The sequence below is a fragment of the Pantoea sp. Ae19-2 genome, assembly GCF_059801205.1.
In genome coordinates this window covers 316188-335362 of sequence record NZ_JBCHWE010000001.1, presented here as the reverse complement: position 1 = coordinate 335362, position 19175 = coordinate 316188, and the positions used below count along the sequence as shown (strand labels likewise).

The window sequence follows — 19175 nt, the reverse complement described above, 5'->3', positions numbered from 1 at the left end:
ACCGGCCGTTAAAGCGGTGTCATACTGCTGTCGTGTGCCTGTCGTGCTGCGATCGTGTTCCTGACGACGCTAACCGGGGATGCTGCTTACCGATTGTTTACTCTTTCGGAGACTGCACTATGCGTAACCTGAATAAAGTCAGAGAATATCGTCTTGCCCGCGCCTGGTCACAGGAGCAACTGGCCGAAATGGCCGGACTCAGCACCCGAACCGTACAACGCATTGAAAACGGTGATCCACCCAGTCTGGAAACGTTGAGTGCGCTGGCGGCCGTCTTTGCGTGTAAAATCACCGACCTGACCAGCGAGGCATCAGCGGAGAACGGCGAAGCGTTGGACAGCTACATTTCAGATGCCCGCCTGCAGCTTGCTGCCGAGAGTCGGTTTTACCGTTCTCTGTTTAGCGCCGTGGTAGTGTGCACACTGCTGTTCGTCCTCAACCACTTTACCTCGCCGAATGAGCGCTGGTCACTTTGGGTCGCTGCTATTTGGGGAGCCTTACTCGTGGTCAGAGCATTACGCCTGTTTATTTTCAAGGAAGCGATCCGCCGTTGGCAGCAAAGACGGCTGCAAAAGTTATTGCGCAGGCAGGGGTAACTTAGCGGGTTGCGCCTTCCTGTTATCCTCACACTTCAGGAACAGCTTATGCACTGGTACAGTCAGGACGCGTTTGCAATTCGTCTCGAATGGGGCATCGCCGCACTGGATCATCTTGCCGGCAATGTGGATGCCATTGTGATAGTGGATGTGATGTCCTTTTCCACCTGCGTCAGTCTTGCGGTGGAGAACGGGGCACGCGTGTATCCCTATCCCTGGAAAGATCAGACTGTCGTCCATTATGCGCAGTCCGTCGGTGCTGTCGCGGCGAACAGCGACAGGCGATTCGGTGGCGAAGGCTACAGCCTGTCGCCCCGAACGTTGCTCAGCGTTCGCCCTGGTGAAAGGTTGGTACTGCCTTCCCCTAATGGCTCCGCAACCTGCTTCCGGGCACGAGAGTGGGGCGTGCCCGTGCTGACAGGCTGTCTGAGAAACCTCACTGCCACCGCCGAGGCCTGCCGCCCCTTTAAACGTCTTTTGATTGTCCCTTGCGGCGAGCGTTGGCCGGACGGGAGCCTTCGCCCCTGTATTGAGGACTATGTGGTTGCCGGGGGGATCATTGCCGCACTTGAGCGAAACTCGCTATCACCGGAAGCACAGACCGCTGTCGCAGCCTGGCACGCTCATCAGTTGCAGGATTTCACGGCGCTGTTTCACTGTTCGTCAGCAACAGAACTGATACAGCGCGGTTTTCCGGAGGATGTAACACTGTGCCTGACAAAAGATGCGGCCCGTCGGCCCTGTTTTTTGTCAGGCGAGTATTTTGCCCTGCGGGCAGAGGCATAACACGCAGATAAAAAAAAGCGATGGGGTTAACCATCGCTTTCTGTTGATGTGCTCTGTGACGGCTTATTCGCGGAACAGTGCTTCAATGCTGAGGCCCTGACCCTGCAGGATTTCACGCAGACGGCGCAAACCTTCAACCTGAATCTGACGCACACGCTCGCGGGTTAAACCGATTTCACGGCCAACATCTTCGAGCGTTGCCGCTTCATAGCCCAACAGGCCGAAACGACGAGCCAACACTTCGCGCTGCTTAGCGTTCAGTTCGAACAACCATTTAACGATACTTTGTTTCATATCGTCATCTTGCGTAGTGTCTTCTGGGCCGTTGTCTTTTTCATCGGCCAGAATATCCAGCAGCGCTTTCTCAGAATCCCCTCCCAGTGGAGTATCAACTGAGGTAATGCGTTCGTTGAGACGCAACATACGACTAACGTCATCAACCGGCTTATCCAGTTGTTCTGCAATTTCTTCCGCACTCGGCTCATGGTCAAGCTTGTGAGAAAGTTCACGCGCAGTACGCAGATAAACGTTCAGTTCTTTAACAATATGGATTGGCAAACGAATTGTACGGGTCTGGTTCATGATTGCCCGTTCAATGGTCTGACGAATCCACCATGTGGCATACGTTGAGAAGCGGAATCCACGTTCTGGATCAAACTTTTCAACGGCACGGATCAGGCCGAGGTTACCTTCTTCAATCAGGTCCAGCAGAGCCAGACCGCGATTGCTGTAACGTCGGGCAATCTTAACCACCAGGCGTAAGTTACTTTCGATCATGCGGCGACGAGAAGGAATATCACCTCGTAATGCGCGGCGAGCAAAGAGAACTTCTTCCTCTGCCGTCAGCAATGGAGAATAGCCAATCTCCCCAAGATAGAGTTGAGTAGCATCAAGTACACGTTGCGTCGCACCCTGCGCCAGCAACTCCTCTTCTGCTACATCATTGTCGCCAGATTCATTTTCAACGAGTGCCTTCTCATCAAAAATCTCTGCTCCATTCTCTTCGAATTCCGCGTTCTCATGTAACTCGTTTACTTTCAGCGTATTCTGGCTCATAAGTGGCTCCTACCCGTGATTCCAGGGCAGATTCCTGAGGACTCTGCCGGATTATCGCTGCGGCAAATAACGCAACGGGTTTACGGATTTCCCCTTGTAACGAATTTCAAAGTGTAATCTAACTGAACTGGTTCCGGTGCTACCCATGGTAGCGATCTTTTGCCCAGCCTTAACTTCCTGTTGTTCCCGGACCAGCATTGTATCGTTATGGGCGTAGGCACTCAGGTAATCATCATTGTGTTTAATGATGATTAAATTACCGTAACCACGAAGCGCATTGCCTGCGTAAACCACCCTTCCTGAAGCAGTGGCTACAATTGGCTGTCCGCGCGAACCTGCGATATCGATGCCTTTATTGCCACCCTCGGCGGCAGAGAAGTTATCGATGATCTTACCTTCAGTTGGCCAACGCCAGCTTCCCACAGGGGTTGAACTGTTAGTTGTACTGCTAACCGTAGGCGGTGCGGTAACGGCTGGAGCTGTTGTCGTTGCAACATTTGCTCCCTTCGAAGGCAACAATTTGCTGCCACTCGATTCACCCGAATCATCAGAATACGTAATAACAGGCTGCTGTGCAACAGGGGCCTGTTTTATTTGTGGTGCACTCACAACGCCGCTTTGCGTTGCATCTGCAGCGGTGATGGCGTTGCCACCGGTAATGGGCTGACCCGAGCCGTTGTCAACCTGTAGCGTCTGTCCCACATTCAGGCTGTAAGGGGCCTGAACATTGTTGCGCTGCGCTAAATCGCGGAAGTCATTGCCCGTAATCCAGGCGATATAGAACAAGGTATCCCCACGTTTTACGGTGTAGGTCTGGCCAGAATAGCTACCTTTAGGAATATTCTGATAACTTCTGTTGTACACAATCCGGCCATTTTCAGTTTGCACATTATTATTATTGGCACTAATGATTCCCGAATTGTTCTGCGGTAAAGGTGTACTACGGCTTAACATTCCGCCCTGCGGTGGCACAGAGGGCACGCCGCCGGTGGCTGGCGCAGTACCAGAGCCAGCCATATTACTGTTGTCATTAACGCTGTTGCTGTCGCCGATATTGCTTATCGGCGCCTGAGTATTATCGCCTGAACTACAGCCTGCCAGCCAAAAACTCACCAGTGAAAGCGCCGCCAGACGGCGTAACTGAAAAATTGTGCTTCCCGTGCTCATTAATCCCCCGTGGTGGCAACCTTTAAAAAACTGACTTACTCGTCTCACCAGCACAATACACTGTGCGGCACGTTAAACGCTGGATTTTCGTTGAATGAACTGGATAGTAGCAATATCAACTACCTGATTCCATGAAACAGTTATGAAGAAATGCTAACAAGGCAGTCAGGCCAGATCGCCCTGAACTAAGGGAACGAAACGGACCGGCTCAATGGTTTCTTCTGTAATCTCATTGCCGCGGCGGCGCAGACGCTTTAACACCTGCTGCTCCTCACCTACGGGCAGCACCATAATGCCGCCTTCCGCCAGTTGCGCTATCAGCGCAATCGGAATTTCAGGCGGTGCCGCGGTAACGATAATGGCATCAAAAGGGCCACGAGACGGCCAACCCTGCCAGCCATCGCCGTGTCGGGTTGAAACATTGTGTAAATCAAGCTGTTTCAGGCGCCGTTTGGCCTGCCACTGCAGGCCTTTAATGCGCTCGACCGAGTAAACGTGTTCAACCAGGTGGGCGAGGATGGCGGTCTGGTAGCCGGAACCGGTGCCAATCTCCAGCACGCGCGCGTGCTCTGTCAGCGCCAGCAACGCGGTCATGCGTGCCACCATATAGGGCTGCGAGATGGTTTGACCGGACCCGATGGGCAGCGCCATGTTGTCCCAGGCTTTGTGCTCGAAGGCTTCATCAATAAAGCGTTCGCGCGGGACATCGGCAATGGCTTTTAACAGGTGCTCATCTTCAATGCCCTGTTGACGCAGCTGTGACAGCAATGTCTCAATACGCCGACTTACCATGCCAGGTGTACCTCAGCGTTGGCCAGCCAGGTGCTGAGAACAGCCTGCGCATTATGCGCAGTCAGATCGACGTGCAATGCAGTCACTGACACATAGCCCTCATCCACGGCGGCAAAGTCAGTCTCAGGGCCCGCATCCAGTTTTTCACCGGGCGGGCCAATCCAGTACAGCGGATTACCACGAGGGTCGGTTTGCGCAATCACCCGATCGGCCGGATGACGGCTGCCGCAGCGCGTGACGCGAATGCCCTTTATTTCAGCCAGAGGCAAATCGGGCACGTTGATATTTAAGATGCGTCCGGTGCGCAGCGGTTGTTGCGTCAGCGCTTTAAGAATGGCACAGGTCACTGCCGCGGCAGTGTCATAGTGCAACTGGCCATTTAGCGATACCGCCACGGCGGGCAATCCCAGATGGCGGCCCTCCATTGCGGCCGCTACCGTACCGGAATAGATCACATCATCCCCCAAATTGGGGCCGGCATTAATGCCTGACACCACGATGTCTGGCCGGGGCTGCATAAGCGCATTCACGCCCAAATAAACGCAATCGGTGGGCGTACCCATTTGCACGGCAATATCCCCATTGTCATGGGTAAAGGTGCGCAACGGGGTTTCCAGCGTCAATGAGTTAGAGGCACCACTGCGATTACGATCCGGTGCCACAACCTGCACCTCGGCAAATTGACGCAAAGCCTTTGCCAGCGTCTGAATACCAGGCGCGTGGATGCCATCATCGTTGCTGAGCAATATCCGCATTTAATTCTGACCTTTTCTGTTCAACCGGGCCGCCGTTATATGGACCTGTTTTGAGGCATGGCAACAAGTTAAGAGTGGACAGCGACTTTTGCATTCTAGCGGTGAGCGAGAGGAAGTGGTAGGCGAAAATCAAACGAACGGGCAGGAAAAGAGCAAGGTCGCTACGATGTTAAAGCATCTGGAACAGTGAAATACGCACACTGCCATGCCAACGGGCCGCCTACGCGGCTCGTTGGCAGCCTGACGACGAGGCCGGTTCTGATACACAGGCGACGTCGTGGCTTATTCGTCAGGCATATCAAGTAACTCGGTGCTGTTGAGCAACTCCCGGACAACGCTGGTGGCAAAGCTGCCTGCGGGCAGCCAGAATTGCATCTCCAGCGTGGCCTCATCCTGCCAGCGCCAGCGCAGGTCGCGCGGAACCACCAGCATCGCCCGGCGCCCGGCATCCACGCGCTCACGCTCAAGCAGACCGCGCAGCTCACCGGCATCGGCCAGGCACTGCTGTTCAAAAGCCAGCGCATCCGCCTGAGGGCCGGGCTCGCCCTGCCCCGGCAACGGTGCCGTAATGCGAAGCGCATGCTGATTAACACGCGTCTGCAGCTCGGCCAGCTCTTCCGGCTGGGCAACGAACCAGCTGCCGCGACCGGTAAGCTGCAGTGCATCCCCGTTCATAACCTGGGTTAATCCGCCCTGCTGCGCTAAACGCATGCTGGTCACCTGATTGAACAGCGCACTGCGCGCCGCCGAGAGCATCAGTCCGCGCTTGCTGCGATCGCGTATCTGAATCTCGTTCCGCGCTAACTTTGCCGCCGTCACCAGGTTATTGCCGTTGCGGCCAAAGCGTTGTTCGCCAAAATAGTTGGGCACGCCGTTATCACGGATGCTAACCAGCCGCGCCTCTGTTTCCTCACGATGGCTGACCTGCCGGATCACCAGCCGGAATGCATTTCCCGCCAGGGCACCGATGCGCAGCTTGCGCTTATGGCGCACCACCTCAAGTATGTCAACGCCGTCCAGCGCAAACCCCGCCAGAACGGGCATGGAATTGCCGGGGACGCGAAAGCAAAGCGTCTGTTCCGTGACCGCGTGGCGATCTTTCATGCCCGCATAGCTCAGGTCGCGTACGCTGACCTTCATAAACTTCGCCAGGGCTTCGGCAACAAAACGGGTATTGGCGCCGCTTTTGCGAATGCGCACCAGCACGTGCTCACCCTCGCCATCCGGCTGATAACCCAAATCTTCCACGACCACGAAATCTTCCGGTGTCGCTTTAATCACGCCTGTCGCCTTTGGCGTACCCTGCAGGTAGTGCAGCGTCATGCCGGTTCCACTTTCAACAGTAAGGCCACCGCTTCACAGGCAATACCTTCACCCCGACCGGTAAAACCGAGTTTCTCGGTGGTGGTGGCTTTAACGTTAACCTGGTCCATGTGGCAGCCCAGATCTTCGGCAATATTAATGCGCATTTGCGGCACGTGCGGCAGCATTTTAGGTGCCTGGGCAATCAGCGTGACATCGACGTTGCCAATGCAGTAGCCTTTGGCCTCAATGCGACGCCATGCTTCACGCAACAGCCCGCGGCTGTCCGCGCCTTTGAACGCCGGATCGGTGTCCGGGAACAGCTTGCCAATATCGCCCATGGCCACCGCGCCCAACAGCGCATCGGTGAGCGCATGCAGCGCCACATCACCATCGGAATGGGCAATAAAGCCATACTCAAATGGGATTCGCACACCGCCAATCACCAGCGGACCTTCTCCACCGAAGGCGTGAACGTCAAAACCGTGACCGATACGCATTATGTGCTCTCCTTTGACTGAATCTGACTGAGATAAAAAGCCGCCAGGGCTAAGTCTTCCGGGCGGGTAACTTTGATGTTGTCGCTACGGCCTGTTACCAGCTCAGGATGATAACCGCAGTACTCCAGCGCCGAGGCTTCGTCGGTAATGGTCGCCCCTTCGTTCAAGGCTCGCATCAGGCTGGCCGTCAGTAAGGCCCGGGGGAAAAATTGCGGGGTTAAAGCGTGCCACAGGTTGTCGCGATCGACAGTGTGCGCAATCGCCGCCTGACCAGGCTCGCCGCGTTTCATGGTGTCACACACGGGCGCCGCCAGAATGCCGCCCGTTTTGCTGGTTTCCCGCAACTGTAGCAGACGATCCAGGTCGTCAGGATGCAGGCAAGGCCGTGCCGCATCGTGAACCAGCACCCAGCTGGCACCCTGAGCTGCCTGCAGGCCAGCCAGAACCGACTCCGCGCGCGTATCGCCCCCGGTGACGCAAATCACGCGCGGATCGTCTGCCAGAGGCAAAGCAGCAAAGTGCCGATCGTCTGGGCTTAACGCGACGATAACCTGCGAGACAGCTGGATGGGAAAACAGACGGGCAATGCTGTGTTCCAGAAGGGTGTGCTGACCAATCGTCAGATACTGTTTAGGGCAGGTTGCCTGCATGCGGCTGCCGATACCGGCAGCGGGCACAACGGCAATCACATCCGCAGAGTGGGACCGATTGTTCATGTTTTATCGTTGTTGGTTTTGCGCGGCTTGTTGCGCGTTGCGTTTGTTCTGGTCAGGGACCAGACGATAGAAGGTTTCACCAGGCTTAATCATGCCTAATTCGCTGCGTGCGCGTTCCTCAATCGCTTCAGAGCCGCCATTGAGATCGTCAATTTCAGCAAAGAGTTGATCGTTGCGCATTTTCAATTTGGCGTTATTCGCCTTTTGTACCGCAACGTCATCGTTGACGCGCGTAAAGTCATGGATGCCGTTCTTACCCAGCCACAATGAATATTGCAGCCAACCCAACAGCACCAACAGCAGTAACGTCAGTTTTCCCATCCCGCCCCCTAAAAACGGCCCAATCATCCCATAACTTTACCCAGGACTCCACACTGGCAGTAAAAATGGCGTGCAATGCCGTTTATGCAGACAAAAAAGGGAGGAAAAGATCGGACGCAAAGCAGGAAAACTTTTGTAACCTGCTGCTGCGTTTGGACATCAGTGTCCTTACCAGCGGGACAGAAACAGGAACAGTAACCAGAACTGACAGGCCACCGCAGCAACGCAGATCAGAACGGTCCAGAGCAGTTGCCCACGGAGCCAGGTATTCAATACCATTCCTGTGAGAACGGAAACGGGAAACAGGGCCAGGAAAAAAGGCCACGTGTAGAGGAAGAAAAACAGCGTGCTGGAGCCGTACAACAGGAAAGGTATGGCAAGCGCGCACCAGTAACAGATAAAGCCAATGACGCCTCCAGGAAGGACGGAACGAGGCTCATCCGGTGTACGGTGGTCTTTGCGTGCCAACATGGGAGTAATGTTCTGCATAAATATCCTGTCAACGCGAAGGCGGCAAAACGAAAGGCGCTTTGCCGCTGTCTGTTCAGGAACTGATAATATCGCGCTGACGCAGCAGATCTAACAATTGGGCCGTCAGTTTTGTAACCAATTGTTCCCCGTTAAGCCAGATTTCTGGCTGGTCCGGCGCTTCATAAACGCTGTCTATTCCAGTGAAATTCTGTAACTCGCCTGCACGGGCTTTTTTGTACAACCCTTTAGGATCGCGCGCTTCACACACTGCCAGCGGCGTATCGACAAAAACCTCGATAAACCGGTCGCTGTCCAGCAGATCGCGCACCATCTGGCGCTCGGCACGGTGCGGTGAGATAAAGGCGGTAAGGACGACCAAACCGGCATCCACCATCAGTTTGGCCACCTCGCCTACACGGCGGATATTCTCTTTACGATGTTCATCGCTAAAGCCCAGATCGCGACACAACCCGTGACGGACATTATCGCCGTCCAGCAGATAGGTGCTGACACCGACGCGGTGTAGCGCCTGCTCCAGCGCCCCCGCAACGGTGGATTTACCGGACCCCGAAAGGCCGGTAAACCACAGTACCACGCCCTGATGGCCATGTTGCTGTTCGCGTGCCTGCTGCGTAACCGGATGGTCATGCCATACTACGTTTTCATCGTGTTGGGCCATTACTGACCGCCCAGCAGATCGCGCGCATTCCAGTGCGGGAAGTGGCGACGGACCAGTGCATTAAGCTCGAGTTCGAACGCGCTGAACTCGCCGTTGTGCTGCGGCCGATCGTTCAGTGGCTCATGAATCAGCCCCGCGCCTACGGTGACGTTACTCAGACGGTCAATAATGATCATGCCGCCGGTTACGGGATTTTGCTGATAGCTGTCAAGCACCAGCGGCTCATCAAACGTAAACTCAGCAAGGCCAATCCCGTTCAGCGGCAGATTGTCCACCTGCCGTTTCTCCAGTGAATTAATCTCAACCTGGTGAATGACCTTTTCCACTCGTCCACGGGCTTTCTTACCGGCGATTTTTACATCGTAGCTCTGCCCGGCCTGAAGCGGCTGCTCTGCCATCCACACCACATCGACGGTGGCGGACTGAACGGCGCGCAGCTCGGCGCTGGCGTCCACTAACAGATCGCCACGGCTGATATCGATTTCGTCGTTCAGGACCAGCGTAATGGCCTCGCCCGCTCCCGCTTCCTGCAGATCGCCGTCAAAGGTCACAATGCGGGCAATGGTGGACTCCACGCCTGAAGGCAGGACTTTAACGCGCTGTCCCACTTTCACCACGCCAGAGGCCAGCGTACCGGCATAACCGCGGAAGTCGAGATTGGGACGATTAACATACTGCACCGGGAAACGCATCGGCTGGTGATCCACCACCGCGTTTAACTCCACGGTTTCCAGAACGTCGAGTAACGTCGGGCCGCTGTACCACGGCATGCTCTGGCTCTGTGAGGCGACGTTTTCGCCTTCCAGCGCCGACATCGGCACAAAGCGAATATCCAGATCTTCAGGCAACTGGCCGGCAAAATCGAGGTAATCCTGCTTGATCTGCTCAAACACAGACTGCTGGTAATCCACCAGATCCATTTTGTTTATCGCCACAACCAGATGCTTGATGCCCAGCAGCGTCGAAATAAAGCTGTGGCGACGCGTCTGATCCAGTACGCCTTTGCGGGCGTCGATCAGCAGGATCGCCAGGTCACAGGTTGATGCGCCCGTTGCCATATTGCGGGTGTACTGCTCATGGCCTGGCGTGTCGGCGATGATGAACTTACGCTTTTCGGTGGAGAAATAGCGATAGGCGACATCAATGGTGATCCCCTGCTCGCGCTCGGCCTGTAAACCATCGACCAGCAGCGCCAGATCCAGTTTCTCGCCCTGGGTGCCGTGACGTTTGCTGTCGCTTTGTAATGAAGACAGCTGATCCTCATAGATCTGACGCGTGTCATGCAGCAAGCGGCCAATCAGCGTACTTTTGCCGTCATCGACGCTGCCGCAGGTCAAAAAACGCAGCAGGCTTTTATGTTGTTGTGCGGTCAGCCAGGCTTCAACGCCGCCCTGTTCGGCAATCTGTTGTGCAATAACGGTATTCATCTGGCGTCTCCTTAGAAATAACCCTGACGTTTTTTCAGTTCCATCGAACCGGACTGATCGCGGTCAATCACACGGCCCTGACGCTCGCTGGTGGTGGAAACCAGCATCTCTTCAATAATCTCAGGCAAGGTTTGCGCTTCAGATTCCACCGCACCGGTCAACGGCCAGCACCCAAGGGTACGGAAACGAACCATGCGCTGTTTGATCACTTCACCTGGCTGGAGGTTAATTCGATCGTCATCGATCATCATCAACATGCCATCACGTTCCAGTACGGGACGCGGCGCGGCCAGATAAAGCGGCACGATCTCAATGTTTTCCAGGAAGATGTATTGCCAGATATCCAGCTCGGTCCAGTTAGACAGCGGGAAAACACGGATGCTCTCGCCTTTGTTAATCTGGCCGTTGTAGTTGTGCCACAGTTCCGGGCGCTGATTTTTTGGGTCCCAGCGGTGAAAACGGTCACGGAACGAGTAAATGCGCTCTTTGGCACGTGACTTCTCTTCATCCCGACGGGCGCCGCCGAAGGCCGCATCAAAGCCGTACTTATTCAGCGCCTGCTTCAGGCCTTCGGTTTTCATAATGTCGGTGTGCTTGGCACTGCCGTGCACAAAGGGGTTGATCCCCATCGCCACCCCTTCGGGATTGCGATGTACCAACAGCTCCGCGCCCATCGCTTTGACGGTGCGGTCGCGGAATTCATACATCTCGCGAAATTTCCAGCCGGTGTCCACGTGCAGCAACGGGAACGGCAACGTGCCCGGGTAGAAGGCCTTACGCGCCAGATGCAGCATGACAGAGGAATCCTTGCCGATGGAATACATCATGACCGGATTGCCGAATTCGGCTGCCACTTCGCGGATAATATGGATGCTCTCCGCCTCCAGTTGGCGCAGATGAGTGAGTCGTTTTTGGTCCATCGTTTTTCCTCTCAAGCCAGATTGACAACGGCGGACTCGCGAGCCCCCTGCTGTGCCGAATGCTGAAACCAGGCCAGTTGCCCGTGTAAATTAACCACTTCCCCAATCACCAGCAGGGCCGGGGAAGGCGCTGACGCTGCCAGCGTCTCCAGTTGTTCGAGTGTGCCGGTCAATACCTGTTGATCCGGCCGGGTACCGCGCCCAATCACCGCAACCGGTGTTGAGGCGGCGCGCCCATGAAGAATAAGCTGCTGGCTGATGTGAGCGGCCTTGACAGCGCCCATGTAAATCGCCAGCGTCTGACGGGCACGCGCGAGGGATGGCCAGTCAATATCATCGCCATCCGGACGGCAGTGTCCGGTGATAAACAGCACGCTTTGTGCGTAATCACGGTGCGTCAGCGGAATGCCGGCATAGGCGGTAGCCCCTGCGGCGGCCGTTACGCCAGGCACGACCTGGAATGGAATGCCCGCTTGCTGCGCCGCCTGCAACTCTTCGCCGCCGCGGCCAAAAATAAAGGGATCGCCGCCTTTAAGGCGCACCACACGTTTGCCTTTCTGCGCCAGCTGCACCATCAACTGGTTAATTTCGTCCTGCGGCAGGAGATGGGCGCTGGCACGCTTGCCTACGCAGATACGATCGGCATCGCGCCGGACCAGATCGAGCACCTCATCGCTGACGAGATGATCGTAGAGCACCACGTCCGCCAACTGCATCACCTGCAGTCCGCGCAGGGTTAACAGGCCGCTGTCGCCGGGCCCCGCGCCAACCAGAATAATTTCGCCCTGTCGGGGCGGCTGATCGCCCAGTTCGCTATCCAGCGTCTGTTTAGCGGCCGTAACGTCGCCCGTCGCCATCTGACTGGCAAAACGGCCATTAAATATTCTTTCCCAGTAACGACGGCGATCGGACATACGGCTGAAGCGAGCTTTGACTTTGTCACGCCACTGACCCGCCAGCTCGGCCATTTGGCCCAGATGGGATGGCAGCAGCGTTTCGAGTTTCTCGCGCAGCATGCGGGCCAGCACCGGCGCGGTGCCACTGGAGGAGATCGCCACGACCAGTGGCGAGCGATCAACAATAGAGGGGAAAATAAAGCTGCATTTAGGCTGATCGTCTACCACGTTTACCAGCTTGTGGCGGGCATTCGCTTCGTCATAGACCTGCGCATTCAGCGCATTGTCATCGGTAGCGGCAATGACCAGAAAGACCTTGTCGAGCTGAGCGGGTTCAAAGGACGTGGCCAGCCATTCAAGCTGCTGTTCATCCAGCAAAGCCTGTAACTCGGGGCAGAGTTCGCGTGAGGCGATTTGAATGCGCGCCCCGGCCCGACGCAGCAGCTCAATCTTGCGCGCCGCGATATCTCCGCCGCCGACGACCAGTACGGGTCGACCTGCGAGATCGGCAAAAAGAGGCAAATAATCCACGTTAACCCTAGTGTTGTTACGAAGCGTTATCGCGACTATACGTTCACAGGTTTATTGAGATGAAATTACGAATTGGAATGAGATGTTACCGAATGGAATAACGCCCGGCAAAAGCTCAGAACAAAATGTGCTTAGCGAATGATCTTATGAGGCTTTCCGGACGATTCAAATTGTGTAATCACCGTCACAGTTTCATACTAGGCACAAAAAAATATGGCCCTTTTTTACGGAATGATCCACAAGGAACCCGACATGTCTGCCTTTCTCCGCCTGGCCGTACTGCTTGGCGGCTGCATTATTTTCAGCGCTCAGGCCGTGACCGACCTGACCGGGCACTTTGCTGAGCAACAGGTTCGTCATATTGCCACCTATTTTCCCGGCCGCATGAGCGGAAGCCCGGCTGAACTGATGGCGGCCGACTATCTGCAGCAGCAGTTTACCCAACTCGGTTTTGAAACTAATACCCGGCAGTTTAATACCGGCTACAGCTGGCATGAAAATGACGGCACCTCGCGCTGGCATAAGCTTACTGCTACATCGGTTATTGCCGCGCGTGGAGGCAGTGCGCCCCAGGAAATCCTGGTTGTCGCCAGCCTGGATACCTGGATTCCGCTTACCCGCAGTGAAACCGCGCGCAGCGTAGGCGGATTGCGTTTGCAAGGCGTTGATGACAATGCATCCGGGCTTGGCGTGATGCTGGAACTGGCCCGGCAGATGAGTCATAAACCGCTCCATTATGGCGTGCGCTTTGTCGCGCTCAGCGCCAGCGAATCACAGTTGCACGGCATGGAAGACTATGTGGCACGCATGAGTGAGAAAGAGAAAAAAAATACGCTGCTGGTGATCGATCTCAACAGCCTGATTACGGGCGACCACCTTTATTTCAACAGCGGCATCAACACGCCGCGCGCCGTGCGTAAACAGACCAGCGAACGCGCCTTACTGCTGGCTCGCCGCTATGGCATTTCTGCCGTCAGTCGTCAGATGAAGAGCACTGATTTTCAGGGCATCAATCCTTTCGACGCGGCAGGATTCCCTTTGCTTGATGTCACTGCGCGAAACTGGAACCTGGGCAGCAAGGATGGTGAACAGCAACGCACCCGTTCCCGGCATTTCCCGGATGGCACGACCTGGCATCAGACCGATCGCGATAATCTGGATTTTTTAGATCACTGGCTACCCGGCCGGATTGGTCTTCGTACCCATGACAGCGTTAAAGTGCTGCTGCCATTGCTGAGCGAGTTAACCAACCCCAAAGTGTGAGGACAGACGATGTATGTCATTTACCTGAGTTATTTTCGACCCATCGAGGAAGTGGAAGCCCTGCTGGCACCCCATATAACGTGGCTGGATCGCTATTTTGACAACGGTGAGTTTATTGCTGCCGGCCGCAAAGATCCCCGCACGGGCGGCATGATCATGGTAAGAGACATGGATCGCGCCCGGCTGGATACGATTCTGGCGGAAGATCCCTTTGTCGCCGTGGCCCATTATGAGGTCACAAAGGTCAACGTGACGCGCACAGCCGATGCGTTTGCGGGGCTGAAAGACCTGTAGCCCCTGAGCCAACAGCGTCGGGCGCCCCGTTTCCCCACGCGGCGCTGCTTTCAACTTGCCCGTCGGCTCAGGTAAAGTCAGACAGCTTCTGACCCGCGTTAATTAAGGTTTTCAGCAGCATCTGACGCCGCGCTTCTGGTGTATCCCGGCTGACCATAAAACAGATGGCCGCCACCGCCAGATCGTTGCGGGCGCGAATAGGCGCAGCCATACAGCAGGTAAAGCTCTCTGACAGCCCTTCCGTCATGGAGTAGCCAAGATGCCCAGCCCGGTGAATGTCAGCCAGAAAGTCCTGCTTATCCAGCACCTTCCCGTTCGCCAGCTGGTAATCCTCTTCCGGGATCAGCGCCAAAATCGCCTCATCGCTCCAGTTACTCAGCAGCAAGCGGCCGGTGGCTGTCCAGGGAATCGGGATTTTAACGCCGATATCGGAGGTTATCTTGAACGGATGGGCATTGCTCTCTGACAGAACCACCGTGTATTTATTGCCTTCCAGCATACACAGCTGCACGGTTTCACCATGCTCCGCAACCATCTCGATCATTAACTGATGGGCACGACGGATCAGGGGATTGTGCGCCATATAATCTGCACCGTAATAGTGCATTTCACGACCAAAATAGATACTGCCTTCCGAATCGATTTCGACCAGCCCCGCCTCACTCAACAGATTAACCAGTTCATACACGCTTGAGCGGGGCGCGCCCGTCGCCTCGATCAGTTCACGCATCGCCATGGGCTGGCGGGCAACGTGTAACTGACGAAAAATCGCGATCACACGGTCCACGCCACGTGCTCTGGCGGGTTTATCTTCCTGCATACCCTTATTCTCCTGCCGGGATCGTCACGTTAAGGTTGATGTAATACATCATACACAGCCCACTTTGTTTTACCTACGGTCGCGCACGCTATCCCGCCTTTTCTTTTTTTCGCGACATGCTATTTATCAGGGCACCAAAAGAGCGCACTCAATAATGATAAAAAGAGATCTTCATCACCATTTATTTAAAAAACTTATCATTAATGACAAATATTCGTGAAGCCAGTTGTAAAGCATCAAAATAATCCCTGATCAGGCTATTGCAAAAGAAATAACATTGTGCAAATCTCGACCTATCCGGTATTGCAGATTTAATTCCGGTATATCAGACAAGCTACAGGAATGATTCTAAGGGCACAAGCATGACAATCAAGCGCTATGGCACAGAGGGCGGTGTCGGTACCGGAGGACAAAAGCTGCCTTTTGCCCGTGCGGTAGAAGCCGACGGCTGGCTGTATATCTCCGGGCAGACGCCAATGAAAGGCGGCGAGGTCGTTGAAGGCGGCATCATTGAGCAGACGCGCCTGGCCTTCGACAACTGTCTGACCATTATGCAGGAAGCAGGATATCGAATTCAGGATGTGGTGCATGTGACGGCGGTCCTGACGGATGCACGTTACTTCAGCTCATTTAATAAAGTGTTTAGTGAGCTTTTTCATGATAACCCGCCCGCCCGTATTTGCAGCGTGCAGGACCTGGTTGTGGATTGCAAAGTCGAAGTCGATATGACGTGTTTTAATGCCGAACGGAAATAAAAGCTGATTCTTATCTCCCCGGCCAGAAATAAACGCATTCGGTATAAAAGTGATAATTAAAAAACGTCTCTCCACATTATTTAATAATGTTGGTGATATCCCTCTTTTATTTGAGAGCAGAAATATGAATACCACTTTCCAGCAAAATGTATTCACCCGGTTCCTGCCTGCCCTGTTCACCGTGGTGGCACTGGCCGGTTGTACGCCAACGGACAATAAAAATGAAACCGCAGGTGCCGCACCGGCATCCACGCTGCAAACCGTGCTTCAGCGTGGCACGTTGCGGGTGGGTGACTGCCTGAGCTTTGCGCCCTTCGGTTTTTACGATAAAGCCGGTAATCCCGACGGTTACGATGTGGATCTGGCCAAAGCCCTGGCAAAAGCGATGGGGGTAAAGCTCGAAATGGTGAATACCACCAGCGCTAACCGCATTCCTAATCTGCAAACCAATAAAGTGGATGTCGTGTTCTGTAATTTCACCCGCAACCTGGAGCGCGCCAAAGAGATTGGTTTTACTCAGCCTTACGTGGTGGCCAGTGAAGCGATGCTGGTTCGCAAAGTAAGCGGAATCAAATCGGCCCACGACATGGCAGGAAAAACTATCGCGACGGTCAAAGGCTCGACCAACGGCGACGAAGTTCGCAGCATGGGGATCGATGTAAAGATCCAGGAATATGATTCCTCTCAGGCAGCAATTCTGGCCGTGAAGCAGGGTCAGGCAGATGCCATGATTGAAGATAATAACTTCCTCGCCTATCAGGCCAAACTCGACCCAACACTGGAAGTCACTAATGAAGCTCTGGTTCCGCTGGAATACAACGCGTTCGGCGTCAAGCAAGGCGATCAGGTGTGGACGAACTATCTCAACGAATTCCTGTTTGAAATTAACGCATCAGGTGAGAACGCTCAGCTCTACCAAAAATGGTTTGGCAGTAAGCCTCGCTATCCGCTGAATCCGCAGTTCTGACAGAAGAGGACACAGGTCACGCCTGTGTCCTCCTGAGGAGGCTTTCTATGCGCTACCAATGGCTGACACTCTGGCAATATGCCGATACCTTTCTCGCCGCGACCTGGTTAACGCTTCAGGTGACGTTGCTGGCTTTTATGCTGGCGCTGGCGCTGGGACTGCTGGCCGCGCTGGCGAAATCTGCGACTTTTGCGCCTTTGCGCTGGTTGAGCCACGGCTACGTTGAATTTATTCGTAACACGCCCGTGTTGCTGCAGATTTTTATCGTCTTTTTCGGGCTTCCCTCGCTGGGCATTACCATGAGCGCCTTTACCGCGGGCGTGCTGGCGCTGGGGATTAACGTCGGTGCCTATCTGGCTGAGGTTTTTCGCGCCGGTATTCAGTCCGTCCCCAAAGGTCAGCTGGAAGCCGCCTGGATTCTTGGCATTAGTCGTCGCCAGCGATTTTTAAACGTGGTCATGCCACAGGCCGCGCGCGCCGTCTGGCCCGCGATTATTAACAACCTGATTCAGCTACTGTTGGGCACCTCACTGCTGTCAGCCATTGCGCTACCGGAGTTGACGGGAACCGCAACGGTCATCAATGCGCGTACGCTGCTCTACATTCAGACATTCAGCGTCGTCGCGCTGGTCTATCTGTTTCTCAGTAACCTGTTTTCCTGGCTGGGCAATGTCGCGGGACGCCGACTGTTTATGCCGCCGCTGGTTGTCTCGGTCAAACGGCCCATCTGGACGCAGGCGAAAAGAATGTTTTCCCATACGATTAAACGGGAGCCAGCCCAATGAGCGAACTGATCCTCAGCAGTCTGCCGCTCCTGTGGCGCGGTCTGGTGATTACGTTATTGCTGTCGGTCGCTGCCATTGCGGGCAGCACGTTGCTGGGTTTACTGGCCGCGATTTTGCGTACCAGCCGCATCCCTGTCGCCCGGCAAATTGCCGTGATCTATACCGAGCTGTTTCGCGGCACGCCCGTGCTTATCACGCTGATGTTTATTTACTTTGGCGTGGCCTATTTCGGGTATGACATCAACCTGTTTGCCGCAGGCATTTTGGGCCTGAGCATTTATCAGGGCGCTTACATTGCCGAGATTTTTCGTGGCGGGATTGAAGCCGTGCCGAAAGGACAGTGGGAAGTTTCATGGATCCTTGGGCTCTCCAGGCGGCAGACTTTCACCAGCGTGATTCTGCCGCAAACTCGCGGCATCGTATTGCCGCCGCTGGTGGGTCAGTATCTGTCGCTGATTAAAGATACCTCTATCGTCAGCATGATAGGCATGTCGGAACTGATGCATCAAGGCCAGGCCATCGTCGATCGCATCGGACAGCCCGTAGTGGTTTATGGTCTGGTTGCCCTGCTCTATTTCGTTATCTGTTTTCCGCTTTCCCGCTGGGTCCAGCATCAGCAAACCAGGAACTCGTTATCATGAAAAATGCAGCCATTACTCTGAGCCGGATTACGAAGTCATTTGGCGCTACGCAAGTTCTGAAAGAGATCAGCCTTGATGTCTCGCCCGGAGAGGTGCTGGTGCTGATCGGCGCATCCGGTTCCGGTAAAAGTACCGTACTACGGATCATGAGTGGTCTGGAAAAGGCCGACGGTGGCGAAATTTGGGTTAACGACGTTCCGCTGCACGACCCAAAACGCAATCGTGATATTTGTGGTCAGGTGGGGATGGTGTTCCAGCAGTTCAACCTGTTTCCTCATAAAACCGCCCTCGGCAATGTCACCCTGGCACTGATAAAAGCGCAGAAGCTGTCAGTGGCCGAGGCGAATTCGCGCGGGATGGCAGCGCTGGAGCGCGTTGGACTGGCTGACCGCGCCGATCACTATCCTTCTCAGCTCTCCGGGGGACAGCAACAACGTGTGGCCATTGCGCGCGCTCTGGCGGTGCAGCCAAAAATCATGTTCTTTGATGAAGCCACGTCCGCTCTCGATCCTGAATTAGTGGGTGAAGTGATGGAAGTGATGCGCGGGCTGGCGCGCGAGGGCATGACAATGGTGGTGGTGACCCACGAAATGGGGTTTGCCCGGAAAACAGCCGATCGCGTTGTTTTTATGGATCAGGGCGTGATTGCTGAGCAGGGTAAGCCGGACGACATTTTTGTTCATCCGCAGAATCCGCGCACGCAACAGTTTCTGTCACGCGTGCTTGAGCACTAAG

23 protein-coding genes are annotated in these 19175 nt (G+C 55.0%); 9 read left to right on the top strand and 14 right to left on the bottom strand.

Annotated features, from left to right (window positions below; genetic code table 11):
- The first annotated feature begins 119 nt into the window (after positions 1-119).
- Positions 120-596 (top strand): helix-turn-helix domain-containing protein, encoded by a 477-nt coding sequence (locus AAIE03_RS01580; RefSeq protein ID WP_014594427.1) that lies wholly within the window; start codon positions 120-122, stop codon positions 594-596.
- Between the two features lie 48 nt (positions 597-644).
- A complete protein-coding gene (locus AAIE03_RS01575) occupies positions 645-1382 on the top strand; it encodes a 2-phosphosulfolactate phosphatase (protein WP_014594428.1) in 738 nt (245 codons plus the stop codon).
- 63 nt (positions 1383-1445) lie between these two features.
- Here the strand turns inward: AAIE03_RS01575 and rpoS are convergent, their stop codons facing one another.
- The 13 genes from rpoS to cysG form a co-directional block, all read right to left on the bottom strand.
- Positions 1446-2438, bottom strand: coding sequence for an RNA polymerase sigma factor RpoS (rpoS, locus tag AAIE03_RS01570; RefSeq protein ID WP_013026913.1), 993 nt, complete (start codon positions 2436-2438; stop codon positions 1446-1448).
- 51 nt (positions 2439-2489) lie between these two features.
- Entirely contained in the window at positions 2490-3605 is a 1116-nt protein-coding gene (nlpD, locus tag AAIE03_RS01565) for a murein hydrolase activator NlpD (protein ID WP_013026914.1), read from the bottom strand.
- Between the two features lie 165 nt (positions 3606-3770).
- Positions 3771-4397 carry a protein-L-isoaspartate(D-aspartate) O-methyltransferase gene (locus AAIE03_RS01560; RefSeq protein ID WP_013026915.1) on the bottom strand — a complete coding sequence of 209 codons (627 nt, stop codon included), beginning with the start codon at positions 4395-4397 and terminating at the stop codon, positions 3771-3773.
- Positions 4391-5152 (bottom strand): 5'/3'-nucleotidase SurE, encoded by a 762-nt coding sequence (gene surE, locus AAIE03_RS01555; protein ID WP_014594429.1) that lies wholly within the window; start codon positions 5150-5152, stop codon positions 4391-4393. Before surE ends, AAIE03_RS01560 begins: the two co-directional genes overlap by 7 nt.
- Before the next feature lie 282 nt (positions 5153-5434).
- Positions 5435-6475: a tRNA pseudouridine(13) synthase TruD gene (truD, locus tag AAIE03_RS01550; protein ID WP_013026917.1), complete on the bottom strand. Its 1041-nt coding sequence runs from the start codon at positions 6473-6475 to the stop codon at positions 5435-5437.
- Positions 6472-6954 (bottom strand): 2-C-methyl-D-erythritol 2,4-cyclodiphosphate synthase, encoded by a 483-nt coding sequence (gene ispF, locus AAIE03_RS01545; RefSeq protein WP_013026918.1) that lies wholly within the window; start codon positions 6952-6954, stop codon positions 6472-6474. The genes truD and ispF overlap by 4 nt, the downstream gene beginning before the upstream one ends.
- A complete protein-coding gene (gene ispD / locus AAIE03_RS01540; RefSeq protein ID WP_014594431.1) occupies positions 6954-7670 on the bottom strand; it encodes a 2-C-methyl-D-erythritol 4-phosphate cytidylyltransferase in 717 nt (238 codons plus the stop codon). The genes ispF and ispD overlap by 1 nt, the downstream gene beginning before the upstream one ends.
- A 3-nt stretch (positions 7671-7673) precedes the next feature.
- Positions 7674-7991 (bottom strand): cell division protein FtsB, encoded by a 318-nt coding sequence (gene ftsB, locus AAIE03_RS01535; protein WP_024471451.1) that lies wholly within the window; start codon positions 7989-7991, stop codon positions 7674-7676.
- Positions 7992-8159: 168 nt separating this feature from the next.
- A complete protein-coding gene (locus AAIE03_RS01530; RefSeq protein ID WP_013026921.1) occupies positions 8160-8480 on the bottom strand; it encodes a DUF3561 family protein in 321 nt (106 codons plus the stop codon).
- A gap of 55 nt (positions 8481-8535) precedes the next feature.
- Complete coding sequence (cysC, locus tag AAIE03_RS01525; RefSeq protein ID WP_174261365.1) at positions 8536-9141, bottom strand: adenylyl-sulfate kinase; 606 nt, start codon at positions 9139-9141, stop codon at positions 8536-8538.
- Positions 9141-10568 carry a sulfate adenylyltransferase subunit CysN gene (gene cysN, locus AAIE03_RS01520; RefSeq protein ID WP_013026923.1) on the bottom strand — a complete coding sequence of 476 codons (1428 nt, stop codon included), beginning with the start codon at positions 10566-10568 and terminating at the stop codon, positions 9141-9143. Before cysN ends, cysC begins: the two co-directional genes overlap by 1 nt.
- Positions 10569-10579: 11 nt before the next feature.
- Positions 10580-11488: a sulfate adenylyltransferase subunit CysD gene (gene cysD / locus AAIE03_RS01515; protein ID WP_006120739.1), complete on the bottom strand. Its 909-nt coding sequence runs from the start codon at positions 11486-11488 to the stop codon at positions 10580-10582.
- Positions 11489-11499: 11 nt separating this feature from the next.
- Positions 11500-12915 carry a siroheme synthase CysG gene (cysG, locus tag AAIE03_RS01510; RefSeq protein ID WP_015699631.1) on the bottom strand — a complete coding sequence of 472 codons (1416 nt, stop codon included), beginning with the start codon at positions 12913-12915 and terminating at the stop codon, positions 11500-11502.
- A 252-nt stretch (positions 12916-13167) separates the two neighbouring features.
- On the opposite strand from cysG, the gene AAIE03_RS01505 reads away from it, so the two are divergent.
- Together AAIE03_RS01505 and AAIE03_RS01500 are read left to right on the top strand one after the other, a co-directional pair.
- A complete protein-coding gene (locus AAIE03_RS01505; RefSeq protein WP_174261364.1) occupies positions 13168-14178 on the top strand; it encodes an aminopeptidase in 1011 nt (336 codons plus the stop codon).
- A gap of 9 nt (positions 14179-14187) precedes the next feature.
- Complete coding sequence (locus tag AAIE03_RS01500) at positions 14188-14472, top strand: YciI family protein (RefSeq protein ID WP_013026927.1); 285 nt, start codon at positions 14188-14190, stop codon at positions 14470-14472.
- A 67-nt stretch (positions 14473-14539) separates the two neighbouring features.
- On the opposite strand, the gene AAIE03_RS01495 is transcribed toward AAIE03_RS01500, so the two are convergent.
- On the bottom strand, positions 14540-15292 hold the full coding sequence (locus AAIE03_RS01495; protein WP_013026928.1) for an IclR family transcriptional regulator: 753 nt from the start codon (positions 15290-15292) through the stop codon (positions 14540-14542).
- A gap of 362 nt (positions 15293-15654) precedes the next feature.
- On the opposite strand from AAIE03_RS01495, the gene AAIE03_RS01490 reads away from it, so the two are divergent.
- The 5 genes from AAIE03_RS01490 to AAIE03_RS01470 all read left to right on the top strand — a co-directional run bounded on the left by AAIE03_RS01490 (position 15655) and on the right by AAIE03_RS01470 (position 19174).
- Entirely contained in the window at positions 15655-16047 is a 393-nt protein-coding gene (locus AAIE03_RS01490; protein WP_013026929.1) for a RidA family protein, read from the top strand.
- Between the two features lie 124 nt (positions 16048-16171).
- A complete protein-coding gene (locus tag AAIE03_RS01485) occupies positions 16172-17014 on the top strand; it encodes an ABC transporter substrate-binding protein (protein ID WP_013026930.1) in 843 nt (280 codons plus the stop codon).
- Between the two features lie 47 nt (positions 17015-17061).
- The gene (locus AAIE03_RS01480) at positions 17062-17799 is read left to right on the top strand and encodes an amino acid ABC transporter permease (RefSeq protein WP_014605168.1); all 738 of its coding nucleotides are present in this window, start codon (positions 17062-17064) and stop codon (positions 17797-17799) included.
- Positions 17796-18440, top strand: coding sequence for an amino acid ABC transporter permease (locus AAIE03_RS01475; protein WP_013026932.1), 645 nt, complete (start codon positions 17796-17798; stop codon positions 18438-18440). The genes AAIE03_RS01480 and AAIE03_RS01475 overlap by 4 nt, the downstream gene beginning before the upstream one ends.
- The gene (locus AAIE03_RS01470) at positions 18437-19174 is read left to right on the top strand and encodes an amino acid ABC transporter ATP-binding protein (protein WP_013026933.1); all 738 of its coding nucleotides are present in this window, start codon (positions 18437-18439) and stop codon (positions 19172-19174) included. Before AAIE03_RS01475 ends, AAIE03_RS01470 begins: the two co-directional genes overlap by 4 nt.
- Position 19175: the final 1 nt, after the last annotated feature.